At 70.8% G+C, this 22,127-nt stretch carries 21 protein-coding genes and 2 pseudogenes; 10 read left to right on the forward strand and 13 right to left on the reverse strand.

Annotated elements, in window-relative coordinates; genetic code table 11:
* Together ACMTAK_RS46485 and ACMTAK_RS46490 are read right to left on the reverse strand one after the other, a co-directional pair.
* Complete coding sequence (locus ACMTAK_RS46485; protein ID WP_413811741.1) at window positions 1-963, reverse strand: alpha/beta hydrolase fold domain-containing protein; 963 nt, start codon at window positions 961-963, stop codon at window positions 1-3.
* 263 nt (window positions 964-1,226) lie between these two features.
* Window positions 1,227-2,162, reverse strand: a complete 936-nt coding sequence (locus ACMTAK_RS46490; RefSeq protein ID WP_413811742.1) for a D-alanyl-D-alanine carboxypeptidase family protein — start codon at window positions 2,160-2,162, stop codon at window positions 1,227-1,229.
* A gap of 216 nt (window positions 2,163-2,378) precedes the next feature.
* Between ACMTAK_RS46490 and ACMTAK_RS46495 the strand changes: the two are divergent.
* Window positions 2,379-2,872: pseudogene (locus tag ACMTAK_RS46495) on the forward strand (short-chain dehydrogenase); the annotation flags it as partial.
* An 80-nt stretch (window positions 2,873-2,952) separates the two neighbouring features.
* Here ACMTAK_RS46495 and ACMTAK_RS46500 read toward each other — a convergent pair.
* The gene (locus tag ACMTAK_RS46500; protein ID WP_413811743.1) at window positions 2,953-3,342 is read right to left on the reverse strand and encodes a TraR/DksA family transcriptional regulator; all 390 of its coding nucleotides are present in this window, start codon (window positions 3,340-3,342) and stop codon (window positions 2,953-2,955) included.
* 184 nt (window positions 3,343-3,526) lie between these two features.
* Between ACMTAK_RS46500 and ACMTAK_RS46505 the strand changes: the two genes are divergently transcribed.
* Window positions 3,527-4,531: a glycoside hydrolase family 5 protein gene (locus tag ACMTAK_RS46505; RefSeq protein WP_413811744.1), complete on the forward strand. Its 1,005-nt coding sequence runs from the start codon at window positions 3,527-3,529 to the stop codon at window positions 4,529-4,531.
* A gap of 134 nt (window positions 4,532-4,665) precedes the next feature.
* Here the strand turns inward: ACMTAK_RS46505 and ACMTAK_RS46510 are convergent, their stop codons facing one another.
* The gene (locus tag ACMTAK_RS46510; protein ID WP_413811745.1) at window positions 4,666-5,784 is read right to left on the reverse strand and encodes an NADH:flavin oxidoreductase; all 1,119 of its coding nucleotides are present in this window, start codon (window positions 5,782-5,784) and stop codon (window positions 4,666-4,668) included.
* Window positions 5,785-5,962: 178 nt separating this feature from the next.
* Between ACMTAK_RS46510 and ACMTAK_RS46515 the strand changes: the two genes are divergently transcribed.
* Window positions 5,963-6,412 (forward strand): RrF2 family transcriptional regulator, encoded by a 450-nt coding sequence (locus ACMTAK_RS46515; protein ID WP_413811746.1) that lies wholly within the window; start codon window positions 5,963-5,965, stop codon window positions 6,410-6,412.
* 14 nt (window positions 6,413-6,426) lie between these two features.
* On the opposite strand, the gene ACMTAK_RS46520 is transcribed toward ACMTAK_RS46515, so the two are convergent.
* Window positions 6,427-7,350, reverse strand: a complete 924-nt coding sequence (locus ACMTAK_RS46520) for a LysR family transcriptional regulator (protein ID WP_413811747.1) — start codon at window positions 7,348-7,350, stop codon at window positions 6,427-6,429.
* An 84-nt stretch (window positions 7,351-7,434) separates the two neighbouring features.
* Here ACMTAK_RS46520 and ACMTAK_RS46525 point away from each other — a divergent pair, with 84 nt between their 5' ends.
* Window positions 7,435-8,196 carry a sulfite exporter TauE/SafE family protein gene (locus ACMTAK_RS46525; protein WP_413811748.1) on the forward strand — a complete coding sequence of 254 codons (762 nt, stop codon included), beginning with the start codon at window positions 7,435-7,437 and terminating at the stop codon, window positions 8,194-8,196.
* Between the two features lie 36 nt (window positions 8,197-8,232).
* On the opposite strand, the gene bla is transcribed toward ACMTAK_RS46525, so the two are convergent.
* A complete protein-coding gene (gene bla, locus ACMTAK_RS46530; protein ID WP_413811749.1) occupies window positions 8,233-9,189 on the reverse strand; it encodes a class A beta-lactamase in 957 nt (318 codons plus the stop codon).
* A 172-nt stretch (window positions 9,190-9,361) separates the two neighbouring features.
* On the opposite strand from bla, the gene ACMTAK_RS46535 reads away from it, so the two are divergent.
* Both ACMTAK_RS46535 and ACMTAK_RS46540 read left to right on the forward strand, forming a co-directional pair.
* Window positions 9,362-10,279 carry a LysR family transcriptional regulator gene (locus ACMTAK_RS46535; RefSeq protein ID WP_413811750.1) on the forward strand — a complete coding sequence of 306 codons (918 nt, stop codon included), beginning with the start codon at window positions 9,362-9,364 and terminating at the stop codon, window positions 10,277-10,279.
* Window positions 10,276-11,178, forward strand: coding sequence for a serine hydrolase (locus ACMTAK_RS46540; RefSeq protein ID WP_413811751.1), 903 nt, complete (start codon window positions 10,276-10,278; stop codon window positions 11,176-11,178). Before ACMTAK_RS46535 ends, ACMTAK_RS46540 begins: the two co-directional genes overlap by 4 nt.
* A 55-nt stretch (window positions 11,179-11,233) precedes the next feature.
* Here ACMTAK_RS46540 and ACMTAK_RS46545 read toward each other — a convergent pair whose 3' ends face one another.
* The 3 genes and pseudogenes from ACMTAK_RS46545 to ACMTAK_RS46555 all read right to left on the reverse strand — a co-directional run bounded on the left by ACMTAK_RS46545 (window position 11,234) and on the right by ACMTAK_RS46555 (window position 13,852).
* Window positions 11,234-11,989, reverse strand: coding sequence for a dienelactone hydrolase family protein (locus tag ACMTAK_RS46545; protein ID WP_413811752.1), 756 nt, complete (start codon window positions 11,987-11,989; stop codon window positions 11,234-11,236).
* Between the two features lie 212 nt (window positions 11,990-12,201).
* Window positions 12,202-13,184, reverse strand: a pseudogene (locus ACMTAK_RS46550) (IS5 family transposase).
* Window positions 13,185-13,243: 59 nt separating this feature from the next.
* Window positions 13,244-13,852, reverse strand: coding sequence for an exonuclease domain-containing protein (locus ACMTAK_RS46555; protein WP_413811753.1), 609 nt, complete (start codon window positions 13,850-13,852; stop codon window positions 13,244-13,246).
* A 197-nt stretch (window positions 13,853-14,049) separates the two neighbouring features.
* Between ACMTAK_RS46555 and ACMTAK_RS46560 the strand changes: the two genes are divergently transcribed.
* Entirely contained in the window at window positions 14,050-15,606 is a 1,557-nt protein-coding gene (locus ACMTAK_RS46560; RefSeq protein ID WP_413811754.1) for an alpha-L-arabinofuranosidase B, read from the forward strand.
* A gap of 49 nt (window positions 15,607-15,655) precedes the next feature.
* Here ACMTAK_RS46560 and ACMTAK_RS46565 read toward each other — a convergent pair whose 3' ends face one another.
* The 3 genes from ACMTAK_RS46565 to ACMTAK_RS46575 form a co-directional block, all read right to left on the reverse strand.
* A complete protein-coding gene (locus tag ACMTAK_RS46565) occupies window positions 15,656-16,426 on the reverse strand; it encodes an SDR family NAD(P)-dependent oxidoreductase (RefSeq protein ID WP_413811755.1) in 771 nt (256 codons plus the stop codon).
* A 154-nt stretch (window positions 16,427-16,580) separates the two neighbouring features.
* Window positions 16,581-17,462, reverse strand: coding sequence for an aldo/keto reductase (locus tag ACMTAK_RS46570; protein ID WP_413811756.1), 882 nt, complete (start codon window positions 17,460-17,462; stop codon window positions 16,581-16,583).
* Window positions 17,463-17,666: 204 nt separating this feature from the next.
* Window positions 17,667-18,530 carry a helix-turn-helix transcriptional regulator gene (locus tag ACMTAK_RS46575; RefSeq protein ID WP_413811757.1) on the reverse strand — a complete coding sequence of 288 codons (864 nt, stop codon included), beginning with the start codon at window positions 18,528-18,530 and terminating at the stop codon, window positions 17,667-17,669.
* 197 nt (window positions 18,531-18,727) lie between these two features.
* Here ACMTAK_RS46575 and ACMTAK_RS46580 point away from each other — a divergent pair, with 197 nt between their 5' ends.
* The 3 genes from ACMTAK_RS46580 to ACMTAK_RS46590 are packed head-to-tail and all read left to right on the forward strand — an operon-like array spanning window position 18,728 to window position 20,729.
* Window positions 18,728-19,495 (forward strand): SDR family oxidoreductase, encoded by a 768-nt coding sequence (locus ACMTAK_RS46580; RefSeq protein WP_413811758.1) that lies wholly within the window; start codon window positions 18,728-18,730, stop codon window positions 19,493-19,495.
* 51 nt (window positions 19,496-19,546) lie between these two features.
* Window positions 19,547-20,455 carry an SDR family NAD(P)-dependent oxidoreductase gene (locus ACMTAK_RS46585; RefSeq protein WP_413811759.1) on the forward strand — a complete coding sequence of 303 codons (909 nt, stop codon included), beginning with the start codon at window positions 19,547-19,549 and terminating at the stop codon, window positions 20,453-20,455.
* Between the two features lie 58 nt (window positions 20,456-20,513).
* Window positions 20,514-20,729 (forward strand): tautomerase family protein, encoded by a 216-nt coding sequence (locus ACMTAK_RS46590; RefSeq protein WP_037947464.1) that lies wholly within the window; start codon window positions 20,514-20,516, stop codon window positions 20,727-20,729.
* Between the two features lie 62 nt (window positions 20,730-20,791).
* On the opposite strand, the gene ACMTAK_RS46595 is transcribed toward ACMTAK_RS46590, so the two are convergent.
* A complete protein-coding gene (locus ACMTAK_RS46595) occupies window positions 20,792-22,105 on the reverse strand; it encodes a cytochrome P450 (RefSeq protein ID WP_413811760.1) in 1,314 nt (437 codons plus the stop codon).
* Window positions 22,106-22,127 lie beyond the last annotated feature (22 nt).

Below are 22,127 nucleotides of genomic sequence, written 5' to 3' on the forward strand. Positions count from 1 at the left end.
TCACAGCGAGGAGATCACCCGCCTGCGGTCCTCCATGGCCCGGCGGGCGAGCCGGGAGGCGGGGGCGAGACGGTCGTACTCATGGATGGCCCCGCTGTGCAGATGCAGTTCGGTGGGGATGTCGGCGTCGGCGAGCCGCTGGGCGTAGGTGACGGCCTCGGCGCGGAAGATGTCGAGCTCTCCCACCTCGACATAGGCCGGTGCCAGACCCTCGACGGTGGCGACGCGCGCGGGCGCCACCTGCGGCGGGACGTCGTCGGTGCCGAACGCCGCGCCCAGCAGGGCATGCCAGCCGGTCCAGTTGTCGTTCCAGGTCCAGGCCACATAGGGGGTCAGCCGTGGATCCGGGGTGAGAGTGCGGTCGTCCAGCATGGGATACAGCAGGGCCTGGCGGGCGAGCGGAACGCCCCGGTCACGGGCGAGGATCGCCACGCCCGCGGCGAGCCCGCCCCCGGCGCTGTCGCCCATGACGGCGATGCGGCGGGGATCGACCCTCAGTTCGGGCGCCTGCTCGCCCAGCCAGCTCAGCGCGGCGAACACATCCTCAACGGGGCCGGTACCGGTGGCCGCGTCGGGGGCCAGACGGTAGTCCACGGACAGGAACGGCACCCCGGTGGCCTGGACATACCCGGCGACCACGGAGTCATAGAGATCGACACTTCCGGCGATCATCCCGCCGCCATGGGCGTAGACGACCGCGGAACCCGGCGCGGATTCGGCCTTCTCGTACCAGCGGACGAGGATCTCCGCCCCGTCCGCGGACCGCACCTTGTGCGAGGACGCCTTCACCAGCGGATAGCCGGACGGGTACGCCGGGAGCAGTGAGGCCATCCACCGCATCGAGGCCGTGCCCCTGGCGCGCAGCGTCCGCCAGTCGTCGCGCTCGGGCGGAGGAGCGGGGTCGCTCTGCTCTGCGAGGGCCTGGAGAACCGCGGCGAGCTCAGGGTCGAGGGTGAAGGCCATGGTCGACTCCGTTCCAGGACGGCGGGGCCGCTGCCCCAACTGTCCTCACAGACTGCCGAGTTGCACTCGAGGCCCGGTACAGAGACTGGTGACGGCCTGCGGACCGCTACGGGGTGTCCGGCGGATCTTTGCCCCTCGGTCGTCCGCGAGTGCTGAGGAGGTTCGAGGGGGCCGGGCTCGAGGGGCTCGGCCCCGAGCACCGGTGTCCCGGCCGGAACGAGTCCGGCCGGGACACCGCGCTGTCGCCTCACGGGGCTTGTGGATCAGTCCCGCTGAGCGTCCTTGGGAAGCTGGCGCCACTTCACCTCGGTGGTGGTGTCGTACGTCCAGTCGAGCATCTTCTTCGCGTCCGGATAGCGGTCCGCGTCGTTGAGGATGACTCCCACGACCGTCTTGTCGCCGCGCTCGGCGGCGAACACCAGGCAGGGACCGGCAGGAGTGGTGGTCCCGGTCTTGACGCCGATCGCGCCCTGGTAGGAACCCAGCAACGTGTTGGTGTTGTCCCAGGAGTAGTACCGGGTGCGGCCGTTGGCCGCCGGTGCCTCCTGCTTGGTGGACACCGACTTGACAACCGTGTCGAACGTCGCGTTCTCCATGGCGCGCCGGGTCAGCTGCGCCAGGTCATGGGGCGTCGAGTAGTTGTCGGCGTCGGCCGAGACACCGTCGAAGGAGTCGTACTTGGTGTTGGTCAGCCCCAAGTCCTGCGCCTTCGCGTTCATCTTGGAGATGAACGACTTGGTCCGCTCGGCGGTGGTGTCGCCGGTGCCGAACGTGTCGGCCAGCGCCATCGCCGCGTCGCAGCCCGACGGCAGCATCAACCCGTACAGCAGCTGGTTGACGGTGAGTTTGTCACCGGTCTGCAGGTCCGCCGTGCTGGCACCGGACTTGGTCACATAGTCGCGGTACTCCTGCTTGATGGTGACCTGCTTGTTGAGGTCCAGGCCTCGGGTCTCGAGCACCACGAGGGCAGTCATGATCTTCGTGGTGCTCGCCATCGGACGCCTGGTGTCGGCGTCCTTGGCCATCAGCTCCTTGTTGGAACCGGTGTCGAGCAGGTACGCGCCCTTGGCGCTGACCTCCGGTGGCGGTTCGGCCGAAGCCTGGGCCATTGCCACCGGGACCGCGATCGCTACGGCCACCGTGGACGCGACCGCCGCGACTCTCCAGCGGCGGGTCACGGTTCCACGACGTTTATGCATTCGCCCTCCGTTTCGCTTGTTGAGGTGTGTTTCGGGCGAGCGCATCGTCTCACCAGGTGAAAATCGGCCATGCTTCGGGGTGGCGGACACGCGGTGTCCTTGGGGAAACAACTAGTGTCCGGACCAGCGCTGTTGGCCCGATGGCGGGTTCGGGGCGGCCACCTGCGGCCCTGAGCGCGCGCCCGCTGATCCGCGGTCTGCCACACTCATGGTGCTCACCTGATCACCTCGCACCACCTGTTGCCACTGCTGATCGGCAAGCCGGGTGGGCTGCTCGTGGAGATGGCCGACGGCACCGCCGTGTACAGCGCCGACCGGTACCGCATCTCGGGCTTCTACGACCTGGTGAAGACCGCGGTGAACCGGCCGGCCTTCTCCCGGGGCCATGAGCTCGCGCCGCACGGGGCGACGGCGGTCGCCATCACACCGGGCCGGCTGCGCTCGGAGATGACGCTGGACGCGTACGGGTCGGCGAGGGCAACTGGCGCGACGCGTTGCTCCCGGACCGTGGCGAGGGCCGCCCGACCGCCCCCGGAGCCTTCGCGTCCTCCGAGTCGCCGCGCTACATCGGCCGCGCCATCGCGGCCCTGGCGGCCGACCCCGGCCGGGCGAGGGGGAACCAGCGATCGGTGAGCTCCGCCGAGCTCGCCCGGGAGTACGGATTCACCGACACCGACGGCCCGCAGCCCGACAGCTGGTCCGCGACCTGAAACGGCCGAGGCCGGGGCGCGGCCTCCCTCGACCGAGGGCGGCCGCCCAGCAAGCGCCCCTCCGCCCGGCGCTCAGCCGCTCAGCGGGGGTGGGCGGTCGCGCAGCGTACGCAGGTGGTCGCCGAGGGGCGCGCCTCCAGGCGCTCCGCCGGGATCGGCTCGCCGCACACTTCGCACCGCCCGTAGTCGCCGTGGTCCAGCCGTTCCAGCGCCTCGTCCAGGGCGGTCAGATGATCGCGGGCCTGGGCCAGCAAGGCGGCGACATGGGCTCGCTCGAAGGCGGTGCTCGACCCCTCCGGGTCGTGCTCGTCATCTACCGCCACCAGGGCGTTCGACGCGACGATCGCGTCGAATTCACGGTTCAGGGCAGCGATCCGGCCGCTGGTCTCGGCACGCTCGGCCGCCAGTCGTGCGCGGATGGCTTCGCGCCCGGCCGGAGGGGAAGCGGCAGCACCGGATGAATCGCTCATGCCCGGCATAACCTCGGCGCGCCCGGTCCGCATTCCGGCTGCCATCCCTCCCGGAGGTCTTGACGTCTCCCGGGCCCGATGCAATGGATGGGAGCGCTCCCAATCGACCGTGCGTCCCCGTACGGACGCCATCGCGCGCTCACTCCTTGGAGTCATGATGAGACGGACGAGATCCTTGGCCGCCTTGCTGGCCTTATTGGTCAGCCTCTTCGGGATCGCGGGTCTCGGCCGGACCGCCCACGCCGAGCCGGCCCGCCCGCAGCCCCCCGTGGCCGCCGGCCTGCACATCGGCGACGGCCGCCTGCTGGAGGGCAACGGCAACGACTTCGTCATGCGCGGTGTCAACCACGCCCACACCTGGTATCCGGGCGAGACGCGGTCGCTGGCCGACATCAAGGCCCTGGGCGCCAACACCGTCCGGGTCGTCCTCTCCAACGGACACCGCTGGACCAGGAACGGCCCCGAGGACGTGGCCGCCATCGTCGCCCAGTGCAAGGCCAACCGGCTCATCTGCGTACTGGAAGTGCACGACACCACCGGCTACGGCGAGGACGCCGCGGCCGCCACGCTCGACCAGGCGGCCGACTACTGGATCGGCCTCAAGAGCGTGCTCACCGGCGAGGAGAACTACGTCATCATCAACATCGGCAACGAACCGTGGGGCAACACCGACCCGGCCGGCTGGACCGCACCCACCGTCGCCGCCGTCCAGAAGCTGCGCAACGCCGGGTTCCAGCACACCATCATGGTGGACGCCCCCAACTGGGGGCAGGACCTGCAGAACGTGATGCGCACCAACGCGCGGACCGTCTACGAGGCCGACTCCACCGGCAACCTGATCTTCTCGATCCATATGTACAGCGTCTATGACACGGCGCAGGAGATCACCGACTATCTGAACGCCTTCGTGAGCGCCAGGCTGCCCATCCTCATCGGCGAGTTCGGCGGCCCCGCCGACCAGTGGGGCGATCCGGACGAGAACACCATGATGGCCACCGCCCAGCGGCTGAAGCTGGGCTATCTGGCCTGGTCCTGGAGCGGCAACACCGATCCCATCCTGGACCTGGCCACCGACTTCGACCCGGCCAGGCTCACCGACTGGGGCAAGCGCGTCTTCAACGGCCCCGACGGCATCGCCGAGACCTCCCGCGAGGCCACCGTCTACGGCGGCGGCTCCGGCACCGGCTAGCACCGGGAACAGCACCGGGAACGCGGGGCGATGGTGAAATGTTAAACTAACTCGCGCACCCCGTGCCCGGCGCCGGCCAGATCCCCCCGTGCTGGCCGGCGCCGTTCCCGTCGGTGCGGGGATCGGCGCGAGGCTCAGTGCAGGGTCTCCATCGCGTCCCGGCTGAACGGGGCGAGCTCGCTCACCCGGCCGGTCAGGACCTTGTCGGCCCACTCGGGGTCGGCGAGCAGCGCGCGGCCGACCGCGACGAGGTCGAATTCGTCCCGCTCCAGAGGCTCCAGGAGCCGGTCGATGGAGTCCACGGCCGCGTTGGATCCGGAGAGGGAGCCGGGGTGGAAGACGCTGTCCAAGCCGACCGAGCCGACGGTGATCACCGGCTTGCCGGTGACCTTCTTCGTCCATCCGGCGATGTTCAGATCCGATCCCGTGTCGGGGAACTCGGGCTGCCAGTAGCGCCGCCCGGAGGCGTGGAACGCGTCGACCCCGGCCTCCGCGAGCGGTGTGAGCACGGTTTCCAGCTCCTTGGGGTTCTCGGCGAGCCGGACGTCGTAGTTGTCGGACTTCCACTGGGAGAACCGGAGGACGACGGGGAAGTCGGGCGCGACCCGCTCGCGGATGGCGGTCACGAGGTCGGCGGCGAACGTGGTCCGGGAGACCGGATCGCCGCCGTAGGTGTCGGTGCGCCGGTTGGTGCGCTCCCAGAGGAACTGGTCGATGAGATAGCCGTGCGCGCCGTGCAGCTCCACGCCGTCGAAGCCGATCTCCTCGGCCGCCCGCGCGGCCTTCGCGAAGGCGCCGATGACGTCGTCGATGTCGGCGAGGGTCATCGTCTGACCCGCTCCGGGCGTGCCGTCCAGTGCGATCCCGGACGGGCCGACGGACGGGGCGTCGGGGAACGGCGGCGCTCCCGCGGTGCGCTGTATGCCCACGTGCCAGAGCTGGGGCATGATCGCGCCACCGTGGGTGTGCACGGCGTCGACGACCTTTTGCCATCCGGCCAGTTGCTCCCCGCCGTGGAACCGGGGGACGCCGTCGATGTAACCGGCGGACCGGTGGTCGACGGTGGTGCCCTCGGTGATGATCAGGCCGGTCCCCGCCGCCGCCCGTCGCGCGTAGTACGCGGCGACATCCTCACCGGGGATGCCGTCGGGGGAGTGCCCACGGGTCATGGGCGCCATGGCGATCCGGTTCGGCAGCTTGGCCGAACCCAGTGTGAACGGGCGGGACAGTGCCGTGGCCAGGCGGGTGTTCACTGTGTCGCTCTCCAGACGTGTCGTGCCGAGGAGGCTTCCCCCGGAGCCTCGAAAGTGTGAGTCTGAAAGGTACAGTTTTCGCGGCGTAAACTGCAACCGTGTCGATTGCTTTTTAGGGGAGGGCGGAACGGCACCGTCGAGTAGGCTGTGCCCCGATCCGCGGGCGGAGGTGGAGAAGGTGTTGGACATCCGGTTCTCCCGTGCGCTCCAGGTGATGCTGTTCCTCGCCATGGCCGCCGACAACGGGTCCGGGCCGCAGAGCTCCGCCGAACTGGCCCACAAACTCAACGCCAACCCGAGCCTGGTCCGGAAACTCCTCGTCCCGCTGACGGACGAGGGGCTGGTCGTCTGCGTCAAGGGCCGTACCGGTGGGGCGCGGCTGGGGCGGCCGGCCGACCGGATCACCCTGGCCGAGATCTACCGCTGTGCCGTCGGCGACAAGCCCCTGTTCGCCACCTCGCCGGGGGCGGAGCCCGTGTGCCCGGTGACCGCGCACGCCGGTGAGTACTTCGCCACGCTCACCGCCGAGGCCGAGGAAGCGGTCCTCGAATCGCTGGGCGACCGCACGCTCGCGGACGGCGTGGGTGAACTGCGCCGCCTCTGCACGGGCCATGCCCGGCAGGGCTGAGTGGATGAGCGACCCTACCGGTCCGGAAGGCCATCGCCCCCGTCCGGCTCGGACATGGCCGCGCGGCGCAGATGTTCGGCGAGTGCCGCGGTGGCGGTGGACGACGCCCGGGCCTTCGTGCCCCAGGCCAGCAGATGGTGGCGGCGTGCCCAGGGATCGCGGAGGTCGCACACGTCGAGCGGGTGGTTCGGGGCGATGGCACGGCGTGGCACCACGGCGAGTCCGACACCGGCGGCCGCGAGGGAGACCAGGGTGTTGAGGTGGGCGACGGTGGTGCGGTAGCGCACCGCCGGAGCGTGCGGACCGAGGTTCTTCTCGATCGAGCGTCGCAGCGAGGACCCGGCGTCGAGCCCCACGAGCGGATGCTCGGCCACCTCGCTGTAGGTCACCTCGGTGCGTCCCGCGAGGATCCCGCCGCACTGGCCGATCACCACCAGCGAGTCGTCGCCGAGGGGTTCCATGGTGAGACCGCAGTCGCGGGCCTCGCGGTCGAGGACGACGCCCAGGTCCGCCTCCCCGTCGGCCAGCATCCGCACGGTCCGTGGGGTGCGGCTCTCGGACACCTCGACGTCGACGTCCGGGTGTGCGCGGAGGAACGAGACCAGGGCCCGTGGCACCAGGCGGTGCATCGCGGAGCCACCGCCCAGCAGGGTCAGCGGGGCGGTCGGCGGCCGGGCGTAGCTCGCCACGGCGCTTTCCAGGCGCGCCGTCCGGTCGAGCACGTCCCGTGCGTGGCGGGCCAGTGCCGTCCCCGCCGGAGTGGGGCGCACGCCCCGCCGGCCGCGGATCAGCAGGTCCACGCCCGCGTGGTGCTCGAGCGAGCGCACCCGCGCACTGGCCGACGGGAGGCTCAGATGCATCCGACGAGCGCCCGCCGTGATCGAGCCCTCCGCCACGATGTGAAGGAAGAGCCGCAGGTCGTCCAGGTCATACCGCACCCTGATGAGCCTAAGGCAGAGCCTTGGGCCGGCTACGCGGATCACGCATTGTGGGGCCACGGGCCATGGGGCGATGCTCTGCGGGTGTCCGAGACAGTGCTTGTTCTGCTGGCGGGTGTGGCCGCCGGGGCGTTGAACGCCATCGGGGGCGGGGGCACCTTCGTGGCGCTCCCCGCCCTGGTGGCGGCCGGTCTGTCCCCCGTGACGGCGAACGCGTCCTCGACCGTGGCCCTCGTTCCCGGGAGCGTGGCGAGCGCGTGGGTGTACCGGCGCGATCTGGCCCCGGTCGGGGACACGTCCACGCGGGCCCTGACGGCGGTCAGTGTGATCGGTGGCGGGCTCGGTGCCGGTCTGCTGCTGGCGCTGCCCGCGGTGTCGTTCGACGCCGCGGTGCCCTGGCTGCTCGCGTTCGCCACGGTGGTCCTCGCCTTCGGGCGCCGCGTCTCCCGCGCGGTGAGCGAGGCGAGGGGCCACGCGGTCGGCATGAGCCCCCGGGCCGTCCTGGCCGGCCAGTTCCTCCTCGCCGTGTACGGCGGATACTTCGGCGGTGCCGTGGGCATCATGATGCTGGCCGTGTGGAGCATCGGCCTCGGTCTCGACACCTCGACCGGCAACCCGATGCGGGTCGCCCAGATCACGGCCATCTACCTCAGCGCGACCGGGCTGTTCCTCATCGCCTCGGACGCGCTGGGCGCACCGCGTCTGCTCGCCGCCATGCTGGCCGGGGCGGTGGCCGGTGGTGTGGCCGGGGCGCGGATCGCCCGCCGTCTGCCCGCGTGGCTGCTGCGGGGCGTCATCCTGACCACCGCCGTGACCATGACCGTCCTGTATTTTCTGCGCGGCTGAGGACGCGGCCCGTTACGACATCGTGTCCGCCGCCCGTTACGACATCGTGTCGGCCACCACGGACGCCGCGTCCGCGATCAGCTTGTTGTCGAACGGGGTGTCCTTGTCACCGCGGTACGACATGATCGCCATGACGAGGGGAGCGGCGTCGGGCCGCCACACCACGGCGATGTCGTTGCGGGCGCCGTAGTAGCTGCCGCTTCCGGTCTTGTCGCCGACCTGCCAGCCCTTGGGCATTCCGGCCCTGATGAGCTCGTCCCCGGTGGTGTTGGTCCGCAGCCACTTCGTGAGCTGGGCGCGCTCTCCCTTGTCGAGGACATCGCCGAGGACGAACGCCCGGAGGTCCTTGGCCATCGCCCGCGGGGTGCTGGTGTCATGCGCCTCGCCCGGCACCCATCGGCTCAACTCCGGCTCGATGCGCTCCATTTGGATGACGTCGTCGCCCAACTTCTCAAGGGTGGCGTCGAGGCCCTTGGGCCCGCCGAGCTCGTCGAAGAGCAGATTGGCCGCGGTGTTGTCGCTGTAGCGGACGGCGGCGTCGCACAGCGCGCCCAGGCTCATCCCGGTGTCCACGTGCTTCTCGGTCACGGGGGAGTTGTCGACCAGATCGTCCTTGGAGTACCGGATCACCCGGTCCAGCCCGCTCAGCTTGTACTTCCGCAGCACGGCGCCGGCGGCCAGCGCCTTGAACGTGGAGGCGAAGGCGAACCGCTCGCCATCTCGGTACGCCACCTCGTGTCCGGTGCCGGTGTCGATCGCGTAGACCCCCAGATGCGCGTCGTAGGAGCGCTCCAGCTTCTTGAACTCGCCGGTGACCGCCTTGGCGTCCGCGCCCGTACTCGCCGTACTGGCCCTCTCGGCGGAGGTGGACGAGGAGCTCGACGGCCCTGACGCGTCCGCGGAATCCCCTTCGCTGCAGGCAGTCAGCGGGACGAGCAGCGCGAGCGTGGCAAGCGCGCTGACAGCGGTGTGCCGGGCACGGGTGAATCGCATGGTCCGAACCTCCGGTTGGGTCCCCGTCACGCGGGGCGCACACGGGATGGGATGACCGGGGCCCCTCTTCCGGGGCGTGGTCATGGCGTTGGGAACACCCTCGCCGTCGGGTGGCTATGCGGTCCAATACGTTCATGCGCTTCTTCATGCTGATCTGGCATAGAGTGCGGGGGTGGATCTGGTGGGAGTGTGCCGGGCGTTCGTCAGCGTGAGCGAGCGGGGAAGTTTCACCGTCGGGGCGGCCGCCGCCCGGATGTCACAGTCGGTGGCCAGCCGTCGCGTGGCCGCGCTGGAGGAGCGCTTCGGGGAGCAGCTCTTCGAGCGCACCTCGCGGCGGGCCGTCCTCACCCCGTTCGGGCGGGAGATGCTGCCGGTGGCCAGACAGCTCGTACAGGCGGCCGATGTGCTGCTGCACGAGGCGGAGGCGGCCAAGCGCAAGCCGTGGCGGCTCGCGGTGCCCGGCATCTGCTCCACGGCGGGTCTCGCCCACCTCGTCGCCGAGGCGCGAGGGCATGGGGTCACCCTGGATCTCCGCGTGGCGGCGCCCGCGCGGCGCCTGGAGCTCATCCACGCACAGCAGGTGCGGGCCGCCCTGCTCGCGGTGCCCGCGGACGAGGCCACGTGGTCGGTGCCGCTCGGGCTCGCCGGAGTGCGGGATCCCGGTGTGCGGCGGGTCTATCTCGAGACGTTGCGGGTCGGCCGGTCCGCTCGGGGTCCGGCCCGCCGGATATGGATCCAGCCGGAGGACGATGTGCCGCACATCCGCGACCCGCTCACCCGGCTGCGCGACGCGGTCGGTCTGCGGCCCGCGCAACTCGTGTCCGCCACCGACCTGACGACCGCCGCCGCCGAAGTCCTCTGCACCCGCGACCTGTTGCTGTGTTCGCCCGCCCAGGCCGAGGAACTCGCCCTGAAGTGGCGGCCCATCGGTGAGCTCCCGCTCAGCCGGGGGTTCGCCCTCGCCGCCGCGGCGGACGGCAATCCCCAGCACCTCGAAGGGCGTCTGGGTGGCGCCATCGCCCGCTGCCTCAACGCGGGCACCGGGGTATCGCGTACCCAGGCGGACACCGCGGAAGGAGCCGGGGCATGAGCACCGAGGCGCTGCTGAGCGATCTGCGCGGGCAGTTGCGCGACGGCGGTCTGCACGGCTGTCTGCTCGTACGGGACCTCCACACCGGGGACGAGCTGGGGATCGACCCGGACACCCAACTGCCCTCCGCCTCCCTGGTCAAGGTCCCGCTCGCACTGGCCACGCTGGAGCGCATCCGGCGTGGCGAGCTCGACGGCGCCACGATGCTCGATGTGCCACCCGGGCGGATCACCACGCCCGGCCCCACCGGGCTGAGCCGGTTCCGCCACCCCGTCCGGATCGCGATCGACGATCTGCTCTATCTGAGCACCTGTGTGAGCGATGGAACGGCGGCCGACGCGCTGTTCGACCTCACCCCGCACGCCCAGGTGGCCGAGATCCTCCATGAGCTCGGGCTGCGTGGCATCACCGTCCGGCACGGTATGCGCGAACTGAGCGAAACCCCCGTGGAGCGCTTCGACGCCGCACAGGTGCATCTCGCCCACGCCTTGGCCATCGACGCGGGCACCAGTGGCCGCGGCCATCGGGTGCCGCAACTCGACACCACCCGCGCCAACACCGGCAGCGCACGCGCCTGGGTGGAGCTGCTCCAGGCACTGTGGACACCGTCGAAGATCCACCCCGAAGTGGCACTGCGCGTACGCGACCTCATGGCCCACAACGTGCTGCGGCACCGGCTCGCCCCGGACTTCAGCTCCGACGCCACCACCTGGTCCTCCAAGACCGGCACCCTCCTCAACCTCCGTCATGAGATCGGGATCGTCGAGCACTCCGACGGCCAGGTGTTCGCCGTCGCCGTGCTCACCGAGTCGCTGGTGCCCGCCAATGTCCAGCCCGGCGCCGAGGCCCTGATGGCGCAGGTGGCCCGCACCCTGCGGGACCACCTCCGGCAGCTCTAGACCGGGGGTGGTGACCAGCCCCCGGCGGCCGGTCACCAGCCCTGGCCGACCACGGTCAGAGCGTGCGGCCGAAGAGGTCGAGCAGGGCCTCCCAGTGGCGTTCTGCGGCCTGGGCGTCGTAGGCGGAGGTGTCGGCCTGGGTGTAGCCGTGCTGAGCGCCCGTGTAGACCTCGGTGCGGTGGCGGACCCCGGCCTCGTTGAGGGCCTTGTCCAGGCGCTCGATCTGCTCGGGAGGAAGGGCTTGATCCTGGTCGGCGTGTCCGAAGTACAGCTCGGCGGTGACCTGCCCGGCCACCGTGTGCGGGCTGTCCGGCGCCTCCGTGGCCAAGTAGGCACCGTGGAAACCGGCCGCCGCGGCGACCCGGCCGGGGTGCGCTCCGGCGGTCCGCAGGGCGAGCCCGGCGCCCAAGCAGTAGCCGGTGAGGCCCACGGGCCCGTCGGTGGCTTGCGCGCAGGAGGCCAGCCAGTCGAGATAGGTACCGGCGTCGCGCATGGCACGCTCGGGAGTGAGCTCCTGCGCGATCGAGGCGATGTGCTCGAAGACCGCCGAACGCGCCGTCGGGTCGAGGAAGTCGGGCAGCTCCACCACGGGAGCTCGCCCGTGGCGGTAGAACACGTTGGGCACCAGCACGGTGTAACCGGCCGCGGCCAGACGGTCGGCCATCCCGCGCAGATGGGGCCGGAGGCCGAACGCGTCCATGTACAGCAGAACGGCCGGGTGGCGGTCGGTGTCGTCGGGATGGGCCAGATAGGCATCGGCGATGCCGTCCTGGGTGGGGATGTCCACGGCTGTTCCGCGTACTGCGGCCATGTGGGGGTTCCTTTCCTCGATGCGTACCGGACGGCGCGCGAGCACCGCCGAGCAAGATCTCCGGCCTCCGCGGCCCATCGTGCCATTCGCTGTCGGCGCGTCGGACGCCACGCTCGCCGATGGCCGATTCGCTCCCTCCCCGGAGGCACCCCTCGGGCAGGGCGGGCCCCGGAGGCACCCCTCGGGCAGCTAGGGACTGTCTCCAGTTGTGATCATTGGGCTTTCAGGATGCTGCTGATCCAGATGGTCGCTGCGCGGAGATGGAGTCCGGCGAGGTAGCTCTCGGGCGTCTTGTCGTAGCGGGTCGCGATGCCTCGCCAGTCCTTCATCCTGTTGATGGCCCGCTCGACCGTGTTGCGGTCGCGGTAGAGATCGGCATTGTGGGTGACGGGCCTGCCGCCCCGGCTGCCTTTCTTCCTGCGGTTGGCGGCCTGGTCCCTCTTCTCCGGGATGACTGCCTTGATGCGGCGTTTGCGCAGATGGGCTCGGTTGGCGCGGGAGGAGTAGGCCTTATCACCGGCCACGGCAGCCGGCCGGGTGCGGGGACGGCCGACCGGCAGACGGACCCGTACCTTGCTCAGAACCGGGATGAACTGCGGGCTGTCGGCGGCCTGTCCGGCGGTCAGAAGGAGCGCCATCGGCCGGCACCGCCGGTCGGCAGCCAGGTGGATCTTGCTGGTCAGCCCGCCGCGCGACCGTCCGAGCAGGGCGGCCTTCAGCCGGGCCCGCCGTCGCAAGCGGATGCGCCGGCGTTCGGCCCGGACCGGATCGCTTTCGCCGTCCTGCCCGCCTTGTCCCTGCGATGCTCCCCCTTTTGCGAGGCTGCCTCCTCGAGTGCGGCCAGAGTCTGTTCGCTGACCCGCATGCCGGCGGCGTCGTGATGGGCCCGCGCGGTGGTGGAGTCCACGCTGACCAGGGACATGTCGATCTCGTCCCTGCGGGCGGCCTCGGCGATCGCTTCGTCCAGCAGGGTCTGGAAGACGCCCGCGTCCCGCCATCGCATGAAGCGGTTGTAGACGGTCTGCCAGGCGCCGAACCGCTCGGGCATCTCTCTCCACTGGCTGCCGGTGCGGAACCGCCAGATCACCCCCTCGAACTGCTCACGCAGCCGCTCGGGGTACGGGCCGAACCTGCCGACCGGCAGGAACGGCTCGATGAACTCCCACTCAAGGTCGGTGAGTTGCGCACGCGTCACAGCACAGTCTTATCGGACCGGCCCCCACCCCGGGGCTTGATCACAACCGGAGACAGTCCCTAGAGGCACCCCTCGGGCAGGGCGGCCCCACCGGCGCGGAGGTGTCCGATCGCCGCGGCGATCGAAAAGCAGTCGAAGAGCGCCGAATGCTCCTTGCCGGCCGCGGGTTTGGGCAGGCCGAGCGCTTCCCACAGCCGACCGGAATTGGTCGAGGCCGTTACCGGCGCGATGGTGTTCAGCCATGGCCGGATGTTCAGGAAGGGGGTGGTGAGAAAGCCGTTCTTGACCTCCTCGCCGCGGGCGCGGGCCCACCCCACGTTCTCCCCGAGGACGACCATGTCATTGCCGTAGGAGAGGACGGACTGCCCCCGGCAGAAGGCCAGGAAGTCGCCGATCGCCTCGGCGGGGGCGACTCCCTCGCGGTCCACGGTCTGCTGGTCGATGCCGGTGAGGCCGGTGAAGAACGGGGACAGCCGAGGATTGACCACCGGTCTGACCAGCGCCTCGTATTCCTCGACAACGGAGTAGGCGTCAGCGGAAGAGTCGGTGCTGATGCGCAGCGCGCCGATCTGGACGATTTCGCGAAGCTGCCCCGGTTCCGACCAGTCCTGCTCGAGCGCTCCCGACCATGTGGTGAACTCAAGGTCGAACACGACAAACGTCGACAAACGGTCTCTCCTCGATATGCGGTGGGGGCGAATGAACCGTACGAGTCGCCGCGCAGGAGGCTACTCCTCCGCGCACGGCCATTGACGCCGAAGGTCGCCAGTCCTACCGTCAGGTTCGATTTCACGGTCAACGTACGAGATATCGAACACATACGCAATGGCATGGCCCTGACATTCACACGAGGAAGGGCACCACCATGAAAATTCCTTCGGGTCTCACCAGAATGAGAAGAGCGCTGCTGTCGGTGGGTGCGACGGCGACCCTCGTCCTCGGGCTCCTGGCCGGCGGTACGGGCACGTCCCAGGCCGCGGCCTCCCTGCCGTGCGACATCTATGCCGCGGCCGGTACGCCCTGCGTGGCCGCGCACAGCACCACCCGGGCCCTCTACGCCTCCTTCAACGGCCCGCTCTACCAGCTGAAACGCGCCTCCGACAACGCCGTGACCGACGTGGGAACGCTGGCGGCGGGCGGCTACGCCGACGCCGCCCGGCAGGACTCCTTCTGCGCCGGAACCACATGCGTCATCAACGTCATCTACGACCAGTCACCGCGCCACAACCACCTGCCCATCGAACCGGCCGGCACCGCGGGCCCCGCCAACTCCGGTGTCCCCGCCGACGCGTTACCCGTGACCGCGGGCGGCCACCAGGTCTACGGCGCGTCGTTCTCCGGCCGCATGGGCTACCGCCACACCGCGGCCTCCGGTGTCGCCGTCAACGGTCAGCCCGAGGGGATGTACATGGTCACCTCCGGCACCCATGTCAATGGCCTGTGCTGCTTCGACTACGGCAACGCCGAGGTGCGGATCGCCGACACCGGCAACGGCCACATGGACGCCATCAACTTCGGCACGGAGTGCTGGTTCCCGCCGTGCGGCGGATCCGGGCCCTGGGTACAGGCGGACCTGGAGAACGGCCTGTTCCAGTCGGACAGCGGCTACAGCGAGAACCCCTCGAACACCGGCAACTCCGCGCCCTTCGTCACCGCCCTGCTGAAGAACAACGGACAGAACTACTTCGCCCTCAAGGACGGCAGTGCCCAGTCCGGCAGGCTCACCACCCAGTACGCGGGTCCTGAGCCGTCCAGGCCGGGCTACTCACCAATGCACCAGGAGGGCTCGATCGTCCTCGGCACCGGCGGCGACAACAGCAACGGGTCCATCGGCTCGTTCTTCGAGGGGGTGATGACCAGCGGCCTCCCGACCGACGCGGCCGACGACGCGGTGCAGGCCAACGTCGTCTCCGTGGGCTACGGCGCGCCCAGCCCGGTGGCGGGCGGCACTCTCAACGCCGGCTCGACGACGTCCCTGCGCGCCACCACCCCCGGCTACACCGACCGCTACGTCCGTCACCAGGCCAACAGCGCCGTCACCTCCGTGGTGTCCTCCGGCAGCTCAGCGCTCGACAAGGGCGACGCGTCCTGGATCGTGCGCCGTGGCCTCGCCAACGCCTCCTGCGTGTCGTTCGAGTCGCGCAACTACCCCGGAGACTTCCTGCGCCACTACGACTACCAGCTGCTACGGCAGCCGATGGACGGCACCGCCGTCTTCCGGGCCGACGCCACCTTCTGCCCCCAGGCCGGCAAGAACGGCCAGGGCACCTCGTTCGCGTCCTACAACTACCCCGACCGGTTCATCCGCCACTACGAGAACAAGGTCTACATCGCCTCCAACGGAGGGTCCAACCCCTTCGACAGCGCCACGTCCTGGGCCGACGACGTGAGTTGGCGGGTGTCCACGCCCTGGACGCCGTAGCAGGCCGCAGGACGACCCGGTCCGCCGTAAGGACGGTCCCGGGGAGCCCTCAGTCGCGCAGGCTCATGCCGCCACAGACGGACCACACCTGGCCGTTGACCCACTCGGCGTCGTCCGAGAGGAGAAAAGCCACGGTGCCCGCCACGTCCGCGGGCTCGCCCAGCCGCGGACTGCGGGCGATCTTCAGCGCCATGGCCTGCAGCCGCTGGTCGTCCCGCTGCTTCTGGGTGTCGCCCATGACCAGTCCGGGCGCCACGGCGTTGCAGCGGATGCCCTCCTTGCCCCAGCGGGAGGCGATATGGCGGGTCAGCGCGTTGATCCCGGCTTTGGAGGCGGCATACGCGGGACGCCGGGGCTCCCCTCCCCAGGCCGCGCCGGAGGAGGTGTTCACGATCACGCCACCGCCCTGGGCCAGCAGCCGCGGGATGACCGCCCGGCAGGTGAGGGCGTAGCCCAGCAGATTCACCTCATGGGTGCGCCGCCACACGGCCGGGTCCATCTCCAGCAGATCGGCGTCCCGGCCCAGGTGCTCGTCCGAGAGGTCGGCGCCGACGTTGTAGAGCCCGTCGACCCCGCCGAGTTCGGCGGCGGCCCGGTCGATCAGCGCGCCGATCGACTCCTCGTCGGCGAGGTCGAACGGGACGGCGACCGCGGTGCCGCCGGCCTCGGCGACGCGCTGGGCGGTGGCCTTCGCGCCCGTGAGGTCGATGTCGCCGACGACGACCGAGGCACCTTCCTCCGCGAGCCGCTCGGCCGTGGCGGCGCCGATACCGGTGGCGCCACCCGCGATGACGATCCTCTTGCCCTGAAGTCCCCTCATGCCTCTCTCCCACCGACAGAGGTCCGGAACCGACAAAAGCACGCGTCATCATTCCACGACGAAGCTCGATAGTCTCCTGCCCGGACGGCCGTGTGCGGGATCCGTGTGCGGGATCCGTGTGCGGGGTGGCCGGTGGCCGCCCCGCACCGGTGTCTCAGGAGAAAGTGCCGAGCTCGACCCGGTCGGGGTCGGGTCCGCCGCGCGCCCCGGTGTCGAGCGCGTCGACGGCGGCGACCTCATGGGGTGTCAGGGAGAAGTCGAAGATCCCGATGTTCTCCGCGATGCGATGGGGGTTGACCGACTTCGGGATGGCGCACAGGTCGTGCTCGACCTGCCAGCGCAGGATGATCTGGGCCGGGCTCTTGCCGTACTTCTCGGCGAGTCCGGTGATGGTGGGCTCCCGGAGCGGATCCCTGACCTTGTCCGCGCCCTCGCCCCCGTAGCGGTTCACCCCGCCGATGGGCGACCAGGACTGGGTGAGGATGCCATGGCGGACGTCGAACGCGCGCAGTTCGGGCTGGCTGAAGTTCGGGTGCAGCTCGACCTGGTTCACGGCGGGCACCACCTCGGTGCGTGCCATGAGATGGGTCAGCTGTCCGGGGGTGTGGTTGCATACGCCGATGGCCCGCACCCGGCCGTCGGCCAGCAGCTTCTCGGCCGCCTTGTACGAGGCCACCGTGGTGTCGTACGCGGACGGGACCGGCCAGTGCAGCAGATACAGGTCGAGGTGGTCCAGGCCCAGCTTGGTGAGGCTGGTGTCGAAGGCCCGGAGGGTGGAGTCGTAGCCGTAGTCCGTCAGCCACAGCTTGGTGATGACGAAGATGTCCTCGCGGCCGATGCCCGAGCGGGCGATGCCCTCACCGACCTCCTTCTCGTTGCCGTAGGCGGCCGCGGTGTCGATCAGGCGGTAGCCGCATGCGATCGCGGTCGTCACCGCGGGGACGGTCTCGTCGGGCGGGCTCTGGTAGACACCGAGGCCGAGGGCGGGCATCCGCACGCCGTTGTTCAGGGTCAGAAGCGGGGCTGGTCCATTCATACGGGATCCTTGGGTGAGTCGGAGACCGGCGGGCCCACCGCCGGTGCCGTCCCCGGCACCGGGCAGAGCCCGCTCGTACTGCGACAGGGGTTCCCAAAGACGGGCCGCTCGCTCGCTCCGCACCCCGAACGTCACCACGTTGGCGCGATCAGGGAGCCGTGCCCGGCCTCCGAGGCCGCCACTCCATCCTCGTAGTGCGGGGGATCACGGTGACGAGCTGTTCTCGCCGGCCGTCATGTCCTGTGTGCCGATCACCGACAGAAGCTCCAGCTGGGCGGCGCCCTCGGTACCGGGCGGGGCGCTGAACCACAGCAGCCGCTGGTGGCCGTCCTCGCTGAAAAGGGAGTGGCAGTCCAGTTCGATGACGCCCAGCGAGGGGTGGACGACGCGCTTGTGGTCGGTCCGCCGGAGGGCCACGTCATGGGTGTCCCAGAGGGCGGCGAACTCCTCGCTGCGGCGGCGGAGCGCCGCCACCATCCGCCGTACCTCGGAGTCGCCGCCGCGCCGGGCGGCGACGGCCTGGAGATCGGCCACGAAGACCCGGGAGTGGTGGGCGTGGTCCTCGGGCGGGTAGAGCCCACGGGCGTCCGGATCGGTGAACCAGCGGTAGACGAGGCTCGCCGCGGGGCCGCGCACCGCCGGGGGACGGCCGATCAGCGCCGCGGCCAGCTCGTTCTGCACCAGCGTCTGGTGCAGATCGGTGATGACCTGGGCGGGGGTGGTGGTGAGCCGGTCCAGCAGGCCGAGCAGGGCCGGCTGGACCTGCGCGGCCGGGCCGTGCGTCGCCGGGGGAACGGGCCGGTCGGCGAGATGGAACAGATGGTCGCGCTCGTCGCCGTTCAGCCGCAGCGCGCGGGCGAGCGCGGTCAGCACCTGGGCGGAGGGCTGGGCGCCGCGACCGCGCTCCAGCTCGGTGTAGTAGTCCGCGGACAGCCCGGCCAGCTGGGCGACCTCCTCGCGCCGCAGACCGGGCACCCGGCGCCGCGGACCCGCGGGCAGACCGACGTCGGCCGGGCGGATGCGGTCGCGCCGGGACTTCAGGAACGCGGCGAATTCGGAGTGGTTCACGCCCCCCATGGTCGCTTGTACCGGTGAGCTGAGCCAGGGGCTGACAACCCCTGGGTGGAGAGAGCCGTGGCTGCCCCGGCGATTCCGGCCCAAGCTGGAAACACCGAAGGGGCACGGCGGCGAACGACGCCGGCGCCCCCGGGACACGGCCCGTACGCCGTGGCATCCGCCCGCCGGCACATGCCCCAGGAGTCTCCATGCCGCCCCAGGAAACCGCGCCCCAGCACCCCGCCGACCGGCCCCGCGTCGCCATCGTCACCGGAGGCTCCCGCGGCATCGGCCACGAGGCGGTGAAGCGGCTGGCCGCCGACGGATACGCCGTCGTGATCGGCTACGCGGGTCACCGCGAACCGGCCGAGGCCGCCGCGAAGGACATCACCGCCACCGGTGGCCGGGCCGTCGCCGTCCAGGCCGACGTCGCCGACGAACAGCAGGTGGCCGCGCTCTTCGACACCGCGGAGTCCGAGTTCGGCGGTGTCGACGTCGTCGTCCACGCGGCCGGCCGGATGTATCTGGCCCCCATCGCCGAGCTGGACCTCGCCGAGCTGGACACGCTGCACCGCACCAACATCCGCGGCACCTTCGTCGTCGCCCAGCAGGCCGCCCGCAGGATCCGCGGCGGCGGGGCGCTCATCACCTTCTCCACGTCCATCGTGGGCCTGGCCCTCCCCGCCTACGGCGCGTACAGCGCCAGCAAGGGAGCGGTCGAGGCGCTCACCATGATCCTGGCGCGCGAGTTGCGCGGGCGGGACATCACCGTCAACACCGTGGCCCCCGGCCCCACCGCCACCGATCTGTTCCTCGACGGCAAGGACGAGGAGACCATCGCCCGGATGGCGGCCCAGCCCCCGCTGGAGCGCCTGGGCACCCCCGCCGACATCGCCGAGGTCGTGGCCTTCCTCGCCTCCCCGGCCGGCCACTGGGTCAACGGTCAGCGCGTCCGCGCCAACGGCGGCATCATCTGACCGCCGCCGCACACCCCCTTCCCTCCCCCCTGCTCTCGCCGTAAGGACCCCATGCCCTCCGACACACCCACGACCATCCTGGTCACCGGCGCCTCCAGTGGCTTCGGGGCGCTGACCGCACGCGCCCTGGCCCGCGCCGGCCACACGGTCTACGCCGGGATCCGGCAGCCGGACACCCGCAACGCCTCCGCGGTGGCCGAGCTGACCCGCTACGCCACCGACCACGACGTCGACCTGCGAGCCGTGGAGCTCGACGTCACCTCGCAGGACTCCGCCGACGCCGCCATCGCCCGCGTTCTGGCCGGCCGGAACCGGCTGGACGTGATCGTCCACAACGCCGGACACATGGCCACCGGCCCGGCGGAGGCCTTCACCCCCGAGCAACTGGCCCATCTGTACGACGTCAACGTCCTGGGCACCCAGCGCGTCAACCGTGCGGCGCTGCCGCATCTGCGGGCCCGGGGCGAGGGGTTGCTGGTGTGGATCGGCAGCTCCAGCACCCGCGGCGGCTGCCCGCCCTTCATCGGGCCCTACTTCGCCGCGAAGGCCGCCATGGACGCCCTGGCCGTCAGCTACGCCGCCGAGGTGGTTCGCTTCGGCATCGACACCGCGATCGTCGTCCCCGGCGCCTTCACCTCGGGCACCAACCACTTCCGCCACGCGGGCGCGCCCGCCGACCCCGACCGCGCCGCCGCCTACGACGAGCGCTACGGCACCCTGCTGGCCGATCTGGACCAGCGGCTGGCCGCGCTGATTCCGCCGGACGCGGACGCCGCGCACGTCGCCGACGCCGTCGTACGCCTGGTGGCCCTGCCGGCCGGCGCCCGCCCGCTGCGCACCCACATAGACCCCAGCCGCGACGGCAGCGAAGTCGTCTCCGCGGTCGCCGACCGCGTCCGCGCCGAGTTCTTCCGCCGGGCGGGGCTGGACGATCTGCTCACCACGGGCAGCTCACTGTAATCACACCCGAATCGCACCCACGAACACACCGAAACCCCACAGACGAAAGAGAACGACCGTGCCCTTCGCGAACTTCAAGGTCCCTGCCGGATCCCTCGACGAGAAGCAGAAGGAGGAGATCGTCACCCGTGCCACCGAGCTGTACGTCGACATCTACGGTGAGCGCGCCCGCGCCACCACCCTGGTCCTGGTCGAGGAGGTCACCGACGGCGGCTGGGGCATCGGCGGCAATGTCCTGACCCTCGCCATGCTCCAGCAGCCACCCGGCAACTGACACCACCGGACCCCTCTCCCCCGGGAGGATGCCGGGTCAGGGCGGGTTGGTGGCTTCGCGCGCTAGCCCGCCGTGGCCGGGGCGGGACTGAACGTGACGGGCAGCGAATCCAGGCAGCGGTACCAGAACGAGTCCACCCATCTCAGCTCGTCGGGCGCGACCGCCAGCGTCAGGTCCGGAACCCGGTCCAGCAGCACCTCGATCGCCGTCTCCGCGATGATCCTGGCCGTCTCGGCACCGCCCGCCGGGCAGCCGTAGTCGCCGCCGCTGAAGGCGACATGGGAGTGGTTCCCGGCGTGGCCGACGGGGGTGTCGGGCCACAGCAGCGGATCGGCGTTGGCGGCGGCCAGGCCGAGGACGACGAGGTCGCCGGCGTGGACGCGCCGACCGCCGAGGTCGGTGTCGCGGGTGGCGTACCGACCGATGAGGTTCTGCAGCGGGGAGTCCGCCCACAGCACCTCGTTCATGGCCTCGCCGATGCTGCGGCGGTTGCCCGAGAGGGTCATGGCGAAGCGCTCGTCGGTGAGCATCAGCCGGAGGGTGTTGCCGATCCAGTACGAGGTCAGCGGCAGCGCCGCCGCCATCAGCACCATGACGTCCGCGGTGTGCTGCTCCTCGGTGAGGTCCGGGGTGTTCAGGATGAACTGCGAGGTGAGGTCGGGGCCCGGTTCCTCACGCTTGGCCCGCACCAGCTCGGTCACGTACGCGGCGACCCGCTGCTGACCGGCGATGGCCTCCTCGTTGGAGAGGAACGACACGGTCAGCCCCGCCGCCAGGGCCTCCAGCCCGGCCTCGTCCGCGGACAGGCCGAACAACTCGGCCGTGGCGAGGGTGGGCACCGAGTAGATGTAGTCGTACACCAGATCCGCCCTGCCGCTCGCGACGAACTTGTCAATCAGCTGATCTGCGAACCGCTCGCAGTGGCCGCGCAGCACGAAGGGGTCGATCGTGGCGAGGGCCTCGCCGACCGCCGTCGCGCGCCGCTGGTGCTCCTCGCCCTCCGTGAAGGTCATCATCGGGCTGTACGCCACCCACGGCATCAGCGGCCAGTCCGGCGGCACGCTGTCCCAGCCGTTCCAGCGGCGCGGGTCCCGGCCGAACGTCTCGGTGTCGGACAGCACCTGACGGGTCTCGCGGTAACCGAGTACGAACCAGGCGTCGATGTCGCCTTCGAGGAGGACCGGGGCGACCGGTCCGCCGTCCTGCCGTATCCGCTGGTAGGTCTCGTCCGGGCGGCGCCGGAAGTCCGGACCGTACAGCCGCGCGGCGTGGGCGGGGCAGCCCGGGGGCGGCGCGTCAGGCGTGTCAGGCACCTCAGGCACGTGTTGCGGGGCCGGTGTGTCCTGGCTGTCCTGGTCGTCCTGGAGGTTCGTCACCAATGGTCTTCCTCGGAGCGGC

This window comes from Streptomyces lacaronensis (assembly GCF_047337785.1).
GTDB classification, from domain to species: domain Bacteria; phylum Actinomycetota; class Actinomycetes; order Streptomycetales; family Streptomycetaceae; genus Streptomyces; species Streptomyces lycopersici.